Raw genomic sequence first — 16,414 nt, 5'->3', positions numbered from 1 at the left:
CAAATCTTGGAGGGTCTCGCCGTCGGTGACGTTACTGAGCGTCATTTGCGCCCCCACAATATCATGCGTGTTGGCATCCACCGCAAGGTGCAGTTTTCGCCACTTTTTTCTTGCCTTTACGTGGTGCATCTGTGCATGCCATTCACCTTCGCCAAACACTCTAAGGTGGTTAACTTTTGCTCCATTTCGTTAAGCGAGCTTTTTACCTTCTGACTAACTGGTTCATGAAGCTTAAATGTAAGTAGTCGATTAATTAGAGTGCGATTCTTCGCCTGTGTTGTTTTAAAAATATGGTAATGAAATAGCAGCTCAGCAACCTGAGCTGCAAACTTATTAACGTTTTTTTCAAACGCCTGCTGATTAAAGCTTTGGTTTGGCACAATTGATAGCGCCCAAAATCCACGTACATCACCAGCGTATACAAGTGGCGCAATTAATTCGATTTCACCGTCAATAATTTGTTTAAAAAAGGGACGGTTAATTTTCACTATGCCTAAGGACTTTAACGCATTACTATAAGGTGTGCGTTGATAGTCTCGTCTCATTTCTTGAATATCATTTAGTTGGCAATTTATTGCGCGAATTTCGACTACTCGGTGATCGTCTTCTTTTCGGGCAAGAAAAATTGACTTCTCCAGATCTAGTTGCTGACTAATTAATTGAATAATGGGATCCCACGGAGATGGGTGCTCAATAAAGCTTTGCGGGATATAGCGGCCCATCATCATTTGCTGAATGTTATTTACATCGGCTGTGAGTTCTTTGTCCTCAGAAATTTTGCGAGCAACCACTACCCAGACTAAAATCCCAAATGTCAGTATGATGAATTGGCCAATTGGAATGAAAAGCTTTGTTAAGTTCACTAAAAAGTACCCGGCTGCACACCAAAATATAGTTATGCCGAAAGCGACTAGAAATGAATAACTTATAGATATTTTTTGATAGAAAAACAGTAAAGCAAATACAAATACCAGCGCAAATACTACCGATATAGCAAAATTAAGCACATTAATAGTGGTGTTTTTCTCAAGACTATCAGCGATATAAGCAAAAAGAAGTAAGGGGTCATTTAGCCCTTCTAGTTTAGGGGCGTGTATATTTACATTAAATTCAGCAGCTTGTTGACCAACAATGATTACTTTATTTTCGAGTTGCTCACTCATTACGTCGTAGTTAAGTACTCGCTTTGCAGTAAATTTTGGCAGTGCAGATACGTCTAAGCTGAAGTTAATCAGTCTAGATTTGTCATGGTTATAATTAAAAACTGCTTGCCAGACACTTTCACATTTAAGGCTGTCAGCAGCAGGGATACGCATTTGATAGGTTGCCCAAATCTCTACTTTTGGCATGCAATACTCACCACCAGCATAAGGGTAGAAAACCCCTTTCTTGATTAAAGGTTGCAGTGGTTCATCAGCTAAAATAATGATTGCTTTTGGCTGATACTCGGCTAGTTGAGTGACTAAGTCTGAATGATTAGCACTGAGGCTTTCACTTGTGATGAGCACAACGTTTGTTTGCTGTGTGCTACTAAATGAGCTTATTTTTTTATAGAAAAATGCGTCACTTGCTTGAAATATATTCAGCAGGTTACTTAAAAGCACAATAGCAAATAAGAAAACAGCAAACCAAAAGGCTCTTTGTTGCGTTAATCGCAACAACTGTTGTGATACGGCCATAATCCCTCCTTAATCAAGTACAGTGAATGTAAGTTTTAAACTTACCTCACCACTTGAATTGACTTTTAAAAAGTCGAAACCGTGCATTTTATCGGTCTTCCATTGTCCGTTTTCTAGGTTAATATTTTGCTGCCAACTAATCATAGCGACATCATCTAGGCGAGTGATAGCTTCACCTGTCTCTGGTGGATAGTGCCTAAACTGTAACTTTACGCCACGAGGGGGAAGCTCTTTAGGCCCAAGAGTCTGATCATCTGAAGGTAAACTAAAATCATGGCTAAAGGCATGCCATGGCTGATTGCCTCCTTCGCTGAGTAGAATTTGGTTTTCTGCAAAGGTAAGGTCATCTATTTCAGTGGTATAGGTTAATAACGCTTCGAGCTTACCACCGTTCTCTGACTGCAAATAGGTCAGTAATGAAAAGTCTTTACTAAGATCAAGTTCGCCTGATTCGTCGGTTAATTCCATTACTCGCATTGTATGTCTAAATGGAATGATAGAAGGGGTATTATCAAATCGATCACGCGTTGAGCATAGAGCCTGCAAGCCATTAAGTGGGTAATCAGTGCAAGGTAAAACACTTTCACTGCTGTGATCCCATCGACTTACTTCAAAGGCGTCGGTGTCATTGTCCCAGTCTTCAAAATCACCAAACACCATAATATCTCGGCCAAGTAAAAGGCTATCAAGCGCTTCATTGTTCACTTCAATAGATGAAACATAGGCAGCTGAAGATGGCGAATACTGTCTTAAATCGATGATGTCTGTAGTCGCGTCAATCTCGATGGTCACTTGCTGAGATTTTTTACTAGCTTGATTAGCTGTAAAGTATATCTCTGCATAGTTTTCACGGGGGATAAGGGTAATATTATCATCAGAAAGCTCAGCGATTCTTCTTAATAAATAATGACTTAAAAATCCATTTGTGAATCGAGGCTTATAGTCTTCTAAATAAATTGGATAGGCGAAGCCGCGATTAATAGTTTGGTTTTGGGTATCAAGATCAAGCATCACAGCAAGACCTAATAAAGTGTCTAGTCTTGGTTGGTCAAATACAAAGTTGCCCAAACCTAGTACTGCAGGTATCTCATTATATACAGCAAACCCTTGAGCAATGTGAGGATGGTGACCAATTAATAAATCGGTGTTCTGCGATGAAAGAACTTCAAATCGACTACCAATATAGGGTGAAGGTGTATATGAGTATTCATCACCACCGTGCATTTGCGCGATTACAAAGTCAGTAGGGTCAAGTTGCTCAAGCACAGCTTTTACCTCTGCTGAGTTAGTTAAATCTGCAGCCCCACCTTTATTTTCATCAGCAACATACGTGTATTGATGTTCTTTCCCCGTAATTGTCGTTGCTGCAAAAAGCGTTAAGTTAACATCTTCAAGGTTATGCGATACAGTTTTGAAAGCCTCTGTAGCACTAAGACCAGCGCCGCTATTAAGAAACCCTGCACTTGAGACTTCAAGTAAGGTATCTTCAAGGCCATTTTGTAAATAGTCATAGATGTGATTATTCCCTAAGCCAACATAATCAATGCCAATTTCTGACAGGCTTTGCACTGATTCTGGTAGTGAAAAAAAACTGAATTCTTTGGTCGGGTGCACATTTGTTGGCATTGTCGTCACTGGCGACTCAAGATTTACTGATGAAAAGTCAGCGGCTCGAAAAAGTGCCGCTACTTGAGTCGTAATTTCAATACTGTCTTCTCGTGCTGAGTCTGGTCTAATTAGCGCATTACTAACATCTGGCACTGATGTACCCATGGTATCCAGTTTAGGGTCTAGGAAGCGTCTACCAAACATAGTATCACCTGCAAAGAGTAAGCTTTTTGAGTTAGCAGGTTTTGTTTCTAATTGAATTTGAGAGGTCAAAAAGTTAGGTTGATTCACCAAAATGCCGGCTTTAGGAAAATAGCCTTCTTGTGAAATGAAAACTGCATGATTACCAAATGAAAGGTTATTGATTGAAACACGACCAATTGTATCTGAGAGATATTCTTGACCCGCTACAGTAATAGTGACATTGCTAAGAGGTGATTGATTTTCGTCTATTACTGAAAATTCGATGTCAGCAGTACCGGCAATTAATGCTTCACGGTCACTAATTGAATCTTGCTTTAGTTGTTCTGGTTTATCTTCGCTAGGATCTTTGACTTTACACGATGTCAAAGCCGCGCAGAGAATTAAGACCAAAGAATAGAAAGCTAATTTCAATTAACACCTCGCGCTGACAACTAATTTACATTAAATAGGTCAAAATTATTACACTCATTTTATAATCGTGAGTGAATAGGAACAACACGTCTTTGGCTCTGAAAATTCAGATATTGAAGTGACAAATCTCAATATAGTGGTTGTTTAACTAAATGAAATTTAAAAACTAATAAAAAGACGCGTTGTATTTTTGAAGTGCAGTCCAAATTCATTAGAATATGTTGCTGTCTAATAATTGAACAGTTTTATTAGGTGAGTTATGAGTCAGGAGAAAATAAAAAAGGCCAATAAATGGCCTTTTTGTGCGTATGGGCTTTCACAAAATGAAAGTTAGAATTTGTATTTCACACCGAACATAGCAACAACTGGGTCGATTTCTACAGTTGAAGTTAATGCTTTTGCACCATCTGCATAAACGGTAGCGTCTGTATCGATGTCGATTAGTGAAACCATGCCATGTAGGCCCCAGTTTTCACTCATCATGTAGTTAAAACCAGCTTGAGCTGCAAAGCCAAATGAATCATCTAGTTTAACTTCTACATCGTCAGTGCCTAGTGTTGCTTTTAGTGCAGCTGAAGGCTTTTCATCAAAGAAAACAGTATAGTTTACGCCTACACCCACAAATGGACGGAACTTATAAGTTGAGTCTAAGAAGTGGTACTGCGCTAAAAGTGTTGGTGGTAAATGTTTGATTTTTGCAATTTTGTTACCTGCTAAACCACCTGCACCTTGAACATCATGACTAAAAGGTGTTGCTGCTACTAATTCAATTACCCAATTGTCATCAAGCGCATAATCTACAGTAATACCTAGCTGAGTATCATCATCTGCACGTAGACCTAACGTTGGTGCTTCATTGATTTTTGAGCTGTCGTTATCAGGGTTTACATTAATTGCACCTACGTTCACGCTTAAGTTTGCGTTTGCAACAGGAGAGAGTGCTAATAGTGAAGTAAGTAATGCAATGCTTAATTTAGTTTTCATGTTGTTCTCCGCGAACTACTTGTCTTATTTGGTTGAGGCTATTATTACTAACTTGAAGCGGACAAAACCTGTTCTAGATCAAAGTTTCAAAAATGTTTGAACTAAGTGAAGCCATTTATTGATTTAGATTAAGTTTTTAAACAGGTACAGCAAAAAAAAGATTGACTCTTATTGACTCTATATTCAGTTGCGGCTGGTAAACTAACAGTGTTATTTGCTTATTAGGTGTTTTTCATGGCTGATCCGCAGCACTTATTTCTTCATGGCTCGATTTCAAAAGCGTTACTTAAATTAGGTATCCCGATCATCTTAATCAATATTTTGCAGTCTGCTTATCAGTTGACCGATGCATTTTGGGTAGGGCGCTTAGGGGCAGAACAAGTGGCTGCCGTTTCTGTCAGTATGCCAGTTACCTTTTTGGTGATTGCTATTGGCTCTGGTTTGGCAATGGCGGGCGCTATTTTATCCGCTCAATACATGGGAGCTGGTCAGCAAGATAAGGTAAACCATGTTGCTGCGCAAACTATGTTAATGGTGACAATTACCGCAACCATACTTGGTTTAATAGGCTATGTGCTTTCTCCTTACTTTTTGACTTTATTAGGTGTTGAAGATCAAGTGTTTGGTGATGCGCTTAAATTTATGCATGTATCTTTTATTGGCGTTGTGTTTGTATTTATTTATGCCATGTTTCAAGCCTTAATGCGTGGCATAGGGCAAACCAAGGTACCGCTTTATATTGTAAGCGCTACTGTATTACTCAATTTTGTGCTCGACCCTTTACTGATTTTTGGTTTTGGTGACTTTGCTGGATTTGGCGTAATGGGGGCTGCACTAGCCACACTAATCACGCAAAGCTTAGCGGCTGCAATCGGGGTATGGGTGTTTTTGCGAGGCCGCCACGGCATCCAACTTAAACTCTCAAGCTTTAAACCAGACTGGCAATATATGAAACAAGCCTTCTTTTTAGGGGCTCCTGGCTCGGTTGAACTTTCTGCGCGAGCCTTTGGCTTAATCATTATGTCGTTTTTGGTTGCCAGCTTTGGTACACACACCATTGCCTCTTATGGTGTTGGTTCTAATATTTTACAAATGGTGATGATCCCTGCAATGGGTCTTTCAATGGCTGTTTCAACCTTGGTTGGTCAAAACATGGGGGCAAGAAATCCACAGCGTGCAGCACAAATAACACGTTTAGCCGCGCTTTGGGGGATGCTAGGCCTGACATTAGTGGGCGTTTTAGCTTATGTATTTGCTGAATACTTGGTAGCTTTTTTCATTCCTGATGATGAGTCTGTTATTGCTGGTGGCGCTGAGTTCATTCGCGTCATGTGCTTAACTTGGGGCGGAATAGGCGTGCAGCTTTGTGTTGTTGCTGCATTTAGGGCTTCAGGAAACATGCTCAATGCGATGATTGTGTCACTGCTCTCGCAATGTGTTATTCAATTTCCAGCGGCGTATATTTTGTCTAAACATACCTCACTGGGACCACAGGGCATATGGTATTCGTTTGCTATTACTAATGTACTTGTGGCAATTATTACTTATTTATGGTTCGCAGCAGGTCGTTGGCAACGAACACAATTAACCAAAGAAGACAAAGACATTGCTAAGGTGACCCAAGAAACCCTCATCGAAGAAGGAAATCATTAATTTAAGTTTCACACTGCGGTCATAAACTCTCGTTGTAATAACCCAAGCTTTCTAACTGACTAGGGTTATTATGAGTTTGATATCAAATGCAGAGTTAGCAACGCACCTGTCGGTGCAATCTGAGGTGGTTGAAACATTACAAACCTTGCTCCGATTTAAATCGGTCACACCTGCTCAAGCGGGTGCAATTGATTGGCTTGAAAGTAATTTAAGCCAGCTCGGCTTTGATTGTGAGGTATTTAGCTTTAATCATGTTACTAATTTAATTGCTAAAATCACCTTTGGTGAAGGCCCTATCGTTGCATTTTCTGGCCATATTGATGTGGTACCCGCTGCGCAGGGTGATTGGCGAGTTGATCCTTTTAGTGGCGAGATAGTGGATGGCAGTGTCTATGGTCGTGGCGCAGCAGATATGAAAGGCGGCGTTGCCGCTATGCTTTGCGCAACCAAACGGTTTTTAGCGCAAAATAGCCATAAACGCGGCACATTTTACTGGTTAATTACCTCAGATGAAGAGGGCGAGGCTGAATACGGCTCTTTACTGATTGCTGAACGTCTTGCCAAACAAGGTGTTGTGCTTGATGGTTGCTTAGTAGGCGAGCCAACAAGCCATCAGCATGTGGGTGATACCATTAAAAATGGCAGAAGGGGAGCATTGTCTGCTCGATTATCTATTCAAGGTAAAGCTGGGCATGTTGCCTATCCAGCAAACACTATAAACGCAGCGCATTTAAGTGCAGAGGTAGTGAAGCGCCTAACGGCAATTAGCTGGCACAAAGATGAAGCTAGTTCGGCTACAACACTGCAAGTGACCGGAATTAATATTGCCAATGTGGTAGATAATCTTGTTCCTGCTCAGTGCGAGATCACGTTTAACGTACGTTATAGTCATGGCTACAAAAGTAAAGACGTTAAAGAAGAAATTCAGTTTGCATTGGCAGATCTAGCATCGCAGCTAACGCTTGTTTGGGAACGCCCGTGTGAATCATTTTATACCCTGCATCAAGCAAGCAATTGCTTATTGCAGCAGCTTGAACAAGCCGTGCATGAAGTAACTGGCAGCTTCCCTATGCTAAGTACCAGTGGTGGCACATCAGATGGCCGCTTTTTTGCTAATGAGCACACACAAGTGATTGAATGTGGGGTGCGAAACCATACCATTCATCAAGTTAATGAGCATGTTCCTATCGCAGATTTAAAAACTATTGAGCAAATATATTTAGCTGCACTTAGAAATATCTTTAATTAAAAAGAAAAAAGTCGGCGAGCATGCCGACTTTTTTTAGCTATTTTATAACGACTATTCGCGTGTCTGTCCTAAGTATCGTTTGGCCTTAGTCGCTTTCACTTTATCTAAGTCGACAAGCACTAAACCATCAATGCAGTTATTAAACTCAGGGTCGATGCTAAAACTTAAAAACTGCACACCTCCTGGCTCGCAAAGCTCTGTGTATTGTTTAAATAGGGTTGGGACTTGCGCGCCGATATTGGCAAGTACATGCTTAAGTTCAACAAAGTCATCTTTAATATCATCCCCAGCAAATAACTGAGCACATTGTTCTTTTTGTGATTCGGTATGGCGATATTCATTATTGGGGATAGCTAACACTTGTTTTGCACCATAATAATGTTGGTAATAGTGAACAAGTAGCGATTTAGCTTGCTCGGGGAGCGCGTTAGACACGCTGACTGCGCCAAACAAATAGCGGTATTGCGGGTAGCGGCTCACAAATGCGCCAATGCCAAACCACAAATAATCTAGGCTCTTTCTGCCCCAGTATTTGGGTTGCACAAAGCTGCGACCAAGCTCAATGCCCTTTTCAAAATACGGCGCCATATCACCGCTGTAGCTAAATAGACTGTCGGTATATAAACCTTTGCGGCCATGTTTTTCTATAATGTCTTGTGCGCAGGCAAGTCGGTATGCGCCGACTAGTTCAAGTTGCTTAGCATCCCACAGTACAAGGTGTTGATAATCCATGTCGTATTTATCTATATCTCGGCGTTTGCCACTGCCTTCACCGACTGCCCGAAACGCAATTTCACGTAGTCGTCCTAGTTCACGGAAAATTGGTGAGCTACCACAGTATTGGTATAAGTAAATTTTCATACCATCAGAGGTTTCACCTAATAGCTCACACTCTTCGATGGCTTTTTTAAGGTCTTTCGTTGCTTCTGGACTGGCAATAGGGGTTTGTGTTTTTAAGGGCAGAGGCTTTTTAGTGATAAGTCGATACAACTGCTTTCTTATCAGCTGAGCTATTTCTTTGTCTTTTAAATTCTCGATTAAATATGACTCAGGTGGGATGGAAGCGCCAATTTCAAACTCTAATGATTTTTGTCGCTGTTTGAACATCTCTTTGACTAACAACAAACTGGCTAAGGGTTTGTAGATCATTGAGGTGCCGTAGAATAATGGGCTGTTTTTCGCTTTAATGTAAATTGGCAAAATAGGTGCGTTGGCTTTCTTTGCCATACGCAAAAAGCCAGTATTCCATTTACAGTCTTTAATGCCCGTTGGACTTAAGCGTGACACCTCACCTGCAGGAAAGATTAATAACGCACCGTCTGATTTTAAATGCTTTTGGATATTAGCAAGTTCTTTCTTTTTACTTGTACCAGAGAGGTTATCAACGGGAAGGAGTAACGAGTGCATCGGAGTGATTGACATCAGCATGCGGTTTGCAACGACTTTTAAGTCGGGGCGCACACTTGATAAGACTTTTATCAGCGCTAATGCATCAAGAGAGCCGATAGGGTGGTTAGCGACAATAACGACATTACCTTCACTAGGAATATGTTCCATTTGCTTTGGCTTGTAGCGCGTGTCAAAGTCTAGCTCATCAAGTACTTGCTCTACAAACTCAAGTCCTTGTAAATGTGGGTATGCATCACCAAAGGCAACAAACTCTTGCTCATGTAATAAATAACCCAGACCTTTCTTTACTAAGCCTTTTACTTTTGGTGAATTTTCTAACTGTGGTAAATTTGCTTCTATTACTTTATCAACACTGATCATACAAACCTCAAACATAAACGCTTTCAGCGATGAGATTAGGGTAAGAGTTCGCTGTGACAGTTAGGTTGCAGTTGTGTGACTTTTTAAAGAGCGCTTCGAGTACGAGGCAAAATGGAGAAGACAATGATTTTACTTGTAGCTGTAACAGGCCGAGATTGCAGCCAATTAATTGCTCGATTACAAGCGTTATTACCAGAGGTTGACGTGGAGCTTTGGTCTGAATGCACCGACTACGAAGCTGTAGAGTTTGTACTGGCTTGGAATGCCCCTGCTGATTTATGGCCTAAGCTGGTAAATTTAAAAGCAGTTTCTTCATTTGGTGCAGGCGTTGATAGCATCGACTTAACGAAGATAGCGGCGCACGTCCCCGTTGTTAGAATTGTTGATGATAATCTTGCAAATGATATGGCAGAGTACGTGTTGACCCATGTGTTGGCACACAAGCTGAGACTCAAAGAATATTATTTAAAACAATCAGCCAGTACTTGGAAGCCAAAGCGAGCGTATTCACATCAACATGTGGGTATTTTGGGTTATGGTGAACTAGGTAAAGCCTGTGCTAAGCGTTTACTCGCAAATGGCTTTAGAGTGAGTGCTTGGTCTAATAGTGAAAAACACGATGCTGAAGTAAGTACCTATTACACACAGCAGGGATTAGATGACATGCTTGGTCAAATTGATTATCTCGTGTGCTTGTTGCCACTTAACCAACACACTCAGGGTATCATTAACAAATCACTGCTAAGTAAATTGCAAAATCATGCGGTGCTTATTAATGTTGCCAGAGGTAAGCATGTTGTCGATGAAGACTTGCTTGAAGCACTTGATAGTGAGCAATTACGAGGCGCTACCCTTGATGTGTTCAGCGAAGAGCCTTTACCTAAGTCGCATGCTTACTGGTCTCATGAAAAAGTGACCTTAACACCTCACTGTGCTGCATTGTCAGATTTAGAGACTTTGACTTTGCAAATTGCGGGTAATGTCAAAAGATTAATTGAAGGTAAAAATCTAATAAATCAGGTTGATAGAACAAAAGGTTATTGACACATTACAAATTAGATTAATGTACACCTTGTTAACATCTGTAACTTTGCTATTCTGTTGTTGCTCAATAAAAAAACAACAATAAAAAAAGAGGCGTTATGAAATCTAATCAAGGTGGAGCTAAATTTAGTCTAGTCGTAGTGTCAGTAATTGTTCTTGGTGTTTCAGCATGGTTTAATCAAGCGAATGCGTCGGAGCAGCCAGCTCAGGCTATTGAAGTAAGCCAATCATAACCAACCAATCACAGTTAATATGTGCAGCATGTTTTTATGCTGCACTTAAATCACTTATTCTATTAACTTCTTTTTGAATGGATTTCTCTGTTCTCGTGTTTCTTCTCGTCTGACTTTTTAATCATCACATACGTCGCACCGCTACCACCATGATGCTTAAGGGCGCTATGAAAGGCTAAAACCGCTGGAATTTCTTGCAGCCACTTATTGGTATAGCTCTTTAAAATACCCGGCTGTGATTTATTTTTGATACCAATACCATGGCGAATTAGTACAACACGAATATTTCGTTTATGGCAGTCATCAATAAAGTTAAAAAGCGTACTGCGCGCTCGTTGAAGAGGCTGGCCATGCAAATCAAGCGTGGCATCGAGTTGATATTTAGCTAAGCGTAGATTTTTATATACTTGGCCTTGTACGCCATCTTTTTTAAATGCCAATATGGCATGGGGATCTAACAGCTCAACGAATTCAGTACGTAAATAGTTTTCATCAATTGCTAAATCACACTCAGCTGCTTTACGTTTTTCTTGTTGCGCTAAAGAAGGGCCCTGTTTCGTAGAATCAAATTGAACAGTGTCATGCTTAAGAGGTTTTACGTCTTCCATTGATGAGAGAAATAAGTCGAAGTCGTTTAATGACATAAGGTACCTCCAAATTAATTATACCCAAACCACCTCAAGGTGCGAGTTTCAGTTGGAATTAAAAGCGATTTAGGCAAGGCATTGATTGCAAATAATAGTGGTTCTATTGTTAAAATCAATAACGCAGTATAAATCGCTTTTAAACCAACCCTCTGGGCGTTTCACAGGCACTTACTCTCATCGTTGTTACTTCTTAAAAGGGACCACCATTCTTGCAAAGTAACGCCTTGATATTAAGCACCTGTGAAACGCTGAATTCTGCATCTTGAGGTGGCTTGGGTATATGTACGCCATTAATGGTATCTCAGTTCAATCATTTTGTAAGTAAAAAAAGCCCAAGCAGAGGGCTGCTTGGGCATAAAAGCTGATAGATGGGATAGCCTATTCTATCAATTTATCTTAGGAGAAGATTAACCTTGATTGATATTCAATTGGCCAAATGTGTAGACCTTGAATAAATAAAATGTGTTGATCAACACCAAGCTCATATTTGAGATAACGCTTGATGACATCAGATCTAAACTAAACGATAAAAATAATAAACTACACGCGCTAATCGCTGCAAAACGCAGTAATGTAAGCTGGTTAATAAAAAATGCACCTAGTCCTAGTGCAAGTAACGTTAAGTTTAAAAGCCAATCTAGCTCGTTTAGCATGGTCGTATCTGATCGTGTCTGTGTTGAAAAAGGAGCGCCATTATGGTGATCTTTTACACAGCTTTCAACCAAGTAATTTTAAATTTTCGGATTAGATTTTTTAATCCATTATTAGCTTTTTCATGGCAGCAAAAAAACCACTTTGCTCTGTCACGCGATACTTCTGGCAGGTATCTGGTTTGCGCTTATCCTGGCACAGGTAAATAATGTTGCGGCTTAGGTCTGCACGGGGGCTGAGGGTTGAATCAAATAAGTTTGCACCATAACCAAAAACACCTGGCCAAAATACACTTTGCGAGACCATACCTAGCTTTTCATAAGTGATTAACACTGGTTTGGGCGTAATTAGCAGAATTAATACAACCGCTGCGAGTGTATACCAGCGTGTTTTGCTTTTTTTAAGCTCAATTTCAGGTGCACTTTGCTGCGCAGCTTGTGCGCGTGCTTGTTGTTGGCGGGTTGGTCTTTGGCGCTTTGTTTGTGTAGGTTTTTTTCGTTCGGGAGTTTTACCAAGCAAAGATTGTTTTTTTATTTTATTAGACATAAAGCTTATCTGGCCTTTTTAATATAGGTCTCTATAATGAGATTATAACGAAGTTTTTGATATAATAGTCAAATTCAAATCACTTATAGCTTAAATGCGTTACACTCTTAAGTGCAATGAGTGTTTATCTTCATAGTTAAGAGGAATAGTATGGATACGCAGCTTTCAATTCTTATTGTGGACGACGTAGGCACGGTTCGCAGTTTTTTAAATCAAACATTAATGCACCTAGGTATCGACAATGTGCGTGAGGCTTCTACGGCCGCGCAGTGTTTAAGCGCATGTAAAGAAAAAGAATTCAATATTATCTTTTTAGATATTGAATTACCCGATGGGGATGGTAAAGAGATTATCTCGCAAATCAACGAAATCTCGCCTGAAGCAAACGTTGTAATGGTTTCGGCTCATTCAACAGTAGAAAACGTTAAAGAAGCGATTGAGAAGGGCGCTAAAGGCTTTGTGGTTAAACCTTTCACACCTAAGAAAATTGCCGCAATGTTGAAAAAGTTCTACCCAGAGCTCGAAATTGTCTAGCTAATTAATTATTGGGCATTTAGAAAGTGCCTAATTAAATTACAGGTAAAAAAAAACCGGCAAAAGCCGGTTTTTTCATATTCATCAAAAACAAATTATAGCGCTTTGATTTTAGCTGCTAAACGGCTCTTATGACGAGCTGCTTTGTTCTTGTGGATTAGACCTTTAGTTGCGTAACGGTCTAGGATAGGTGTTGCAACAGCGAATGCCGCTTGTGCAGCTTCTTTGTCGCCCGCTTCAATAGCAGTAACTACTTTTTTGAAGTAAGTACGCATCATTGAACGACGGCTTGCGTTATGTTGACGATTTTTTTCGCTCGTAATAGCGCGTTTTTTTGCAGACTTGATGTTAGCCAAGGTTTGCTCCTAACAATCTTAAAATAAGCTTAATTTAAAGGCCGTGGAATATGCCTGTTTTTATCATGAATGTCAACGAAATTTTGACATCTCAAGAAAAACTGCTCCTTATAACGAACATCAATTTGCCGCTTTAGCAGTTAATATCACTATTGTAACAAAGGGTCGGGTTCGAGCCTAGTGCTTTCAGGATATTTTAGGCATAATCGCCCATCTTAGAAGTTTTTTTATAATGGGTTTAAGGTGGCAAAAGGATTATTTCGTTCTGGGATGATTGTTAGTGCAATGACAATGATCTCGCGTATTTTAGGGTTAGTACGAGATGCTGTTGTGGCAAATCTGCTTGGTGCCAGTGCTGCTGCGGATGTGTTTTTATTTGCCAATCGAATTCCTAACTTTTTAAGACGTTTGTTTGCCGAAGGAGCCTTTGCCCAAGCTTTTGTGCCGGTTTTATCTGAGATAAAAGAGCAACAAGGCGATGATAAAGTCAGGCTGTTTGTGGCTCAAGCAGCTGGTACCCTAGGTACTATTTTATTAATCGTTACCTTGTTTGGGGTGGTTGCCTCTCCAGTCATAGCTGCTTTATTTGGCACTGGCTGGTTTATCGACTGGTGGCAAGGAGGCGAAAATGCCGAAAAGTTCGTACTTGCTAGTGCACTGTTAAAACTGACTTTCCCTTATTTATTTTTCGTGAGTTTGGTTGCTCTAAGTGGTGCGGTTATGAACGTATATAATCGCTTTGCTGTTGCGGCATTTACCCCTGTGCTGTTGAATGTATCAATTATCACGTGTGCTGTTCTTCTACACGATAAATTTTCGGTGGGGGCATACGCGCTTGCCATCGGCGTGTTTGTAGGGGGCTTAGTACAGTTATTGTTCCAGTTGCCATTTTTGTATCGTGCCCGCATGTTGAGCCGCCCTAAATGGGGCTGGCAAGATGAAAACGTTAAGAAAGTCCGAAAACTCATGCTACCAGCCTTGTTTGGCGTGTCTATCAGTCAAATAAACCTGTTACTCGACACCATGATCGCCTCGATGTTGATGACTGGCTCTATCGCGTGGCTTTACTACTCAGATCGTTTAATTGAGTTTCCTCTTGGCTTATTTGGTATCGGTATAGCAACGGTCATACTGCCTGCATTGTCTAAGCTACATAGCACCAAAAGCACAAAAGATTTTCAACTAACCCTCGACTGGGGGGTGAGATTTGTTATTTTCTTAGGCTTGCCGGCCATGTTTGGTTTAATGGTGATAAGCCCGCTCATTATTACGGTTTTATTTGATCATGGTGCGTTTCAAAACGGTGAAATTGATCATGTAAAGGCGGTAAGTTACGGTGTGATGGCCTACTCAGTGGGACTGGTTAGCTTTATGTTAATCAAGGTGTTAGCTCCAGGTTTTTATTCACGTCAAGATACTAAAACTCCGGTAAAAATAGGCATTAAAACACTGGTGTTAAATATGGTGTTTAACATTATGTTGGCTCCATTTATTGGCTATTTGGGTTTAGCATTAGCAACTGCGATGTCGGCCAGTTGTAATGCCTATTTGTTGTATCATCAATTACGTAAAGAAGGCGTTTATCAGTTTTCTGCGATGAGTCTGGGCTTCACCTTTAAGTGTTTGTTTTCAAGTTTATTAATGGCTGCTTCAGTATGGTATGTTGGCCAGCAATTTACGTGGAAAACATGGCACTTTACTGAGCAAGTGTTGCTGTTGAGTGGGTTATTAGTGCTGGCGGTTTTTGTTTACTTTGCGGCCTTATTTATTTTAGGTGTGCGACTAAATACGATAAAAAGTGTTGCAACTACTGAATCAAACTAAAAAAAAGATTATAATCGGCCCTTCAAGCCCGATATCAATGTTTTGGGCTCGCTGATAAAGGCAAAAAGGTGGCATGGAGTTAATTAGAGGTATTCACAATATTCGCGCGCAGCATTATGGCTGTGTGTTGACCATTGGTAATTTTGATGGCGTGCACTTAGGTCATGCAGAAGTGATTAAAGGCTTGTTGCAAGACGCAGAAAAGCATCAATTGCCAAGTACCGTGATGTTATTTGAGCCTCAGCCACAAGAGTTTTTTGCTAAAGATAATGCACCCGCGCGTTTAACGCGACTACGTGATAAGCTCAGTTTGCTTGCTAAATTAGGCGTAGAGCGAGTGATTTGCATTAGCTTTAATCAGCAATTTGCCAACATGGAAGCAGAACAGTTTGTCAGCCAAGTACTGGTTGAAAAGCTAGGCGTTAAAGCATTAACTGTTGGTGATGACTTTTGTTTTGGCAAACGTCGTCGTGGCGATTTTGCGTTACTGAAAACCATGGGCGCTGAGCTGAACATGGATGTGAAAAGTACTGCAAGTTTTCGCAGACTCAATGATAGAGTCAGTAGTACCCTTATTCGCCATGCGCTTGCTGCAGGGCAATTAGAAGATGCAAAAACCATGTTAGGTCATGGTTATGCGATTTCTGGGCGTGTTATTCATGGCTGGGCGAAAGGTCGTGAATTAGGGTTCAGAACCGCCAACATAGCACTAAAACGCCAAGTATGCCCTGTAAATGGGGTATTTGCGGTACGAACTAAAGTTGGTGATAAAGAATTATATGGGGTTGCAAATATTGGCAACAAACCCACATTTAATGGGACACGCGCATTGTTAGAAGTCCATCTTTTTGACTTTGCGCAAGATATTTACGGACAATTTATGCACGTGGAGCTAATTAAAAAGCTTCGCGATGAGAAAAAATTCGAGACATTAACACAACTGACGGCGCAGATTGCAGATGATGTAACCGCCGCTAAGCAGTGTTTTGGTTTAAATTAGGTAGCCGATACGGAAAGTAGG

The 16,414-nt window shown here is 40.6% G+C and carries 15 protein-coding genes and 1 pseudogene; 7 read left to right on the top strand and 9 right to left on the bottom strand.

The window, feature by feature from the left end:
- The 4 genes and pseudogenes from ABMY41_RS16595 to ABMY41_RS16580 form a co-directional block, all read right to left on the bottom strand.
- Window positions 1–165 (bottom strand): annotated as a pseudogene (locus ABMY41_RS16595) (transposase); the annotation flags it as partial.
- Entirely contained in the window at window positions 117–1,679 is a 1,563-nt protein-coding gene (locus ABMY41_RS16590; protein WP_349275487.1) for a hypothetical protein, read from the bottom strand. The pseudogene ABMY41_RS16595 and the gene ABMY41_RS16590, both read right to left, overlap by 49 nt.
- Window positions 1,680–1,688: 9 nt before the next feature.
- Window positions 1,689–3,857, bottom strand: coding sequence for a CapA family protein (locus ABMY41_RS16585; protein ID WP_349275485.1), 2,169 nt, complete (start codon window positions 3,855–3,857; stop codon window positions 1,689–1,691).
- A 375-nt stretch (window positions 3,858–4,232) separates the two neighbouring features.
- Window positions 4,233–4,886, bottom strand: coding sequence for an OmpW family outer membrane protein (locus ABMY41_RS16580; RefSeq protein ID WP_349275484.1), 654 nt, complete (start codon window positions 4,884–4,886; stop codon window positions 4,233–4,235).
- 234 nt (window positions 4,887–5,120) lie between these two features.
- On the opposite strand from ABMY41_RS16580, the gene ABMY41_RS16575 reads away from it, so the two are divergent.
- Window positions 5,121–6,539, top strand: coding sequence for an MATE family efflux transporter (locus ABMY41_RS16575; RefSeq protein ID WP_349275482.1), 1,419 nt, complete (start codon window positions 5,121–5,123; stop codon window positions 6,537–6,539).
- Window positions 6,540–6,609: 70 nt separating this feature from the next.
- Window positions 6,610–7,788, top strand: a complete 1,179-nt coding sequence (gene dapE / locus ABMY41_RS16570; protein ID WP_289097136.1) for a succinyl-diaminopimelate desuccinylase — start codon at window positions 6,610–6,612, stop codon at window positions 7,786–7,788.
- Window positions 7,789–7,839: 51 nt separating this feature from the next.
- Here dapE and ABMY41_RS16565 read toward each other — a convergent pair whose 3' ends face one another.
- Window positions 7,840–9,558, bottom strand: coding sequence for a lysophospholipid acyltransferase family protein (locus tag ABMY41_RS16565; RefSeq protein WP_349275489.1), 1,719 nt, complete (start codon window positions 9,556–9,558; stop codon window positions 7,840–7,842).
- A 123-nt stretch (window positions 9,559–9,681) separates the two neighbouring features.
- Here ABMY41_RS16565 and ABMY41_RS16560 point away from each other — a divergent pair, with 123 nt between their 5' ends.
- Together ABMY41_RS16560 and ABMY41_RS16555 are read left to right on the top strand one after the other, a co-directional pair.
- The gene (locus ABMY41_RS16560) at window positions 9,682–10,602 is read left to right on the top strand and encodes a glyoxylate/hydroxypyruvate reductase A (RefSeq protein WP_349275480.1); all 921 of its coding nucleotides are present in this window, start codon (window positions 9,682–9,684) and stop codon (window positions 10,600–10,602) included.
- Between the two features lie 98 nt (window positions 10,603–10,700).
- A complete protein-coding gene (locus ABMY41_RS16555) occupies window positions 10,701–10,835 on the top strand; it encodes a hypothetical protein (RefSeq protein WP_258535966.1) in 135 nt (44 codons plus the stop codon).
- Window positions 10,836–10,897: 62 nt separating this feature from the next.
- On the opposite strand, the gene smrA is transcribed toward ABMY41_RS16555, so the two are convergent.
- From smrA to ABMY41_RS16540, 3 genes are all read right to left on the bottom strand, one after another.
- Window positions 10,898–11,479, bottom strand: a complete 582-nt coding sequence (gene smrA / locus ABMY41_RS16550; protein ID WP_054561916.1) for a DNA endonuclease SmrA — start codon at window positions 11,477–11,479, stop codon at window positions 10,898–10,900.
- A gap of 410 nt (window positions 11,480–11,889) precedes the next feature.
- The gene (locus ABMY41_RS16545; RefSeq protein ID WP_054551958.1) at window positions 11,890–12,135 is read right to left on the bottom strand and encodes a hypothetical protein; all 246 of its coding nucleotides are present in this window, start codon (window positions 12,133–12,135) and stop codon (window positions 11,890–11,892) included.
- Between the two features lie 100 nt (window positions 12,136–12,235).
- The gene (locus ABMY41_RS16540; RefSeq protein ID WP_349275478.1) at window positions 12,236–12,679 is read right to left on the bottom strand and encodes a hypothetical protein; all 444 of its coding nucleotides are present in this window, start codon (window positions 12,677–12,679) and stop codon (window positions 12,236–12,238) included.
- A 150-nt stretch (window positions 12,680–12,829) separates the two neighbouring features.
- Between ABMY41_RS16540 and ABMY41_RS16535 the strand changes: the two genes are divergently transcribed.
- The gene (locus ABMY41_RS16535; RefSeq protein WP_054561914.1) at window positions 12,830–13,213 is read left to right on the top strand and encodes a response regulator; all 384 of its coding nucleotides are present in this window, start codon (window positions 12,830–12,832) and stop codon (window positions 13,211–13,213) included.
- Window positions 13,214–13,308: 95 nt separating this feature from the next.
- On the opposite strand, the gene rpsT is transcribed toward ABMY41_RS16535, so the two are convergent.
- Window positions 13,309–13,569 (bottom strand): 30S ribosomal protein S20, encoded by a 261-nt coding sequence (gene rpsT / locus ABMY41_RS16530; RefSeq protein WP_054561913.1) that lies wholly within the window; start codon window positions 13,567–13,569, stop codon window positions 13,309–13,311.
- Window positions 13,570–13,812: 243 nt separating this feature from the next.
- Between rpsT and murJ the strand changes: the two genes are divergently transcribed.
- Together murJ and ribF are read left to right on the top strand one after the other, a co-directional pair.
- A complete protein-coding gene (gene murJ, locus ABMY41_RS16525; protein ID WP_349275476.1) occupies window positions 13,813–15,393 on the top strand; it encodes a murein biosynthesis integral membrane protein MurJ in 1,581 nt (526 codons plus the stop codon).
- Between the two features lie 73 nt (window positions 15,394–15,466).
- Complete coding sequence (ribF, locus tag ABMY41_RS16520) at window positions 15,467–16,393, top strand: bifunctional riboflavin kinase/FAD synthetase (protein WP_349275474.1); 927 nt, start codon at window positions 15,467–15,469, stop codon at window positions 16,391–16,393.
- Window positions 16,394–16,414 lie beyond the last annotated feature (21 nt).

Source organism: Pseudoalteromonas sp. BZA4, assembly GCF_040104395.1.
Classification (GTDB): Bacteria; Pseudomonadota; Gammaproteobacteria; order Enterobacterales; family Alteromonadaceae; genus Pseudoalteromonas.
Note: the sequence above shows the minus strand (reverse complement) of the source record. Positions and strands in the feature narration are given on the sequence as shown.